We start from the raw sequence: 1,128 nt of genomic DNA on the forward strand, positions 1-1,128 counted from the left end.
GGTGTGTTTGTTTATTTCTTTGGTGTGGCTTCTTTGGTTTTGAAGCTCTTTCGCGCCTAAATGGGTTTTGCGCACTTGGTTGTTGGCTTCTTTGAAAGGATTCTTTGTAAATTGAAGTCTTAGAAGTTCGTCAGTTTCCCTGTTATTTCTTCTTTGCCAAGTGCGTTTCGTGGATTAGGTTTTAGTTTCTCAGTTGTCTGTTTTACTTTGTCGCTTGAAAACAATAATGTGTTTTAAATTAAGCCGTTGGGTAGTCAATCTCTGGCTAAAGTGCAGCAGCTAACAAACGGCTCAAGAGGGATTACCAACGCTTGGCGATTTTAGTGCAAAATTGAAGTTCAGTGTTTAAGTGTTTTTTTTTGAGTTCGGTGGTGCGTTGTCAACCCCTTAGCCGGGCGTTATGTGCCAGCTCAAACCCGTGTAAAATAAGAGGATAGTTAATTGTCAGTTACTTTAGCAGCAGGTGTAACCCTGATCGATTTTCTCAATAAGTCATTAGAAACGTTAAAATTAATCCAACAGGATGCTCCTAATTCAAGTGAAATGCAGCTTCACCTAGCTAGTTTGACTCAGCAACTTTCATTGACGATGGTTGAAGCAAGCCAGTTACAGGGCATTCTTGCTCAAAAAAATGAAGAAATTCGTCAATTGACAAAACAACTTGAACAAAAATCATGTGTTAGGTTTGATGCTCGAACTCAAGTTTATTGGGCTACAGATGATGAAGTACCATTTTGTCCAAAATGTTTAGAAAATGACGGTAAATACATACACCTTACATTTTACCCGAACAGTTGGGGGGAACCTGCTCCTCATCATGGTTGTAAGGTTTGTGATACTGAGTATTGGGACACGATTAAATCTGCATAGTCGGCAAGCACATAACAAACAATTTAAGCAGATTCGCAACGCGTGGCAGTTTTGGTTTGCGGTTAGTTTTGTGTTTAGGGCGCAATGCGTTTGCCTTTGTATTGCGTTGCTCACTACTTAATTGGGCGTTAGGCAAAGTGAGTTTTTATCAGCTAAATCGAGTTGGAATTGAACGGTAAATTCTATGTTTTCTGGCTTAAATTAAGCAATAAATCGTCATCACATATTTGTTGTTTCTTGATCGCGTTGGGTTGCTTT

Annotated in this window: 1 protein-coding gene; it reads left to right on the forward strand. The window is 39.4% G+C overall.

Annotated features, from left to right (window positions below; all coding sequences use genetic code 11):
* Positions 1–441 precede the first annotated feature (441 nt).
* The gene (locus tag AACT18_RS16300) at positions 442–870 is read left to right on the forward strand and encodes a hypothetical protein (protein WP_141138101.1); all 429 of its coding nucleotides are present in this window, start codon (positions 442–444) and stop codon (positions 868–870) included.
* The last annotated feature ends 258 nt before the right edge of the window (positions 871–1,128 follow it).

The organism is Vibrio sp. V04_P4A5T148, assembly GCF_963875605.1.
Lineage (GTDB): Bacteria > Pseudomonadota > Gammaproteobacteria > Enterobacterales > Vibrionaceae > Vibrio > Vibrio anguillarum.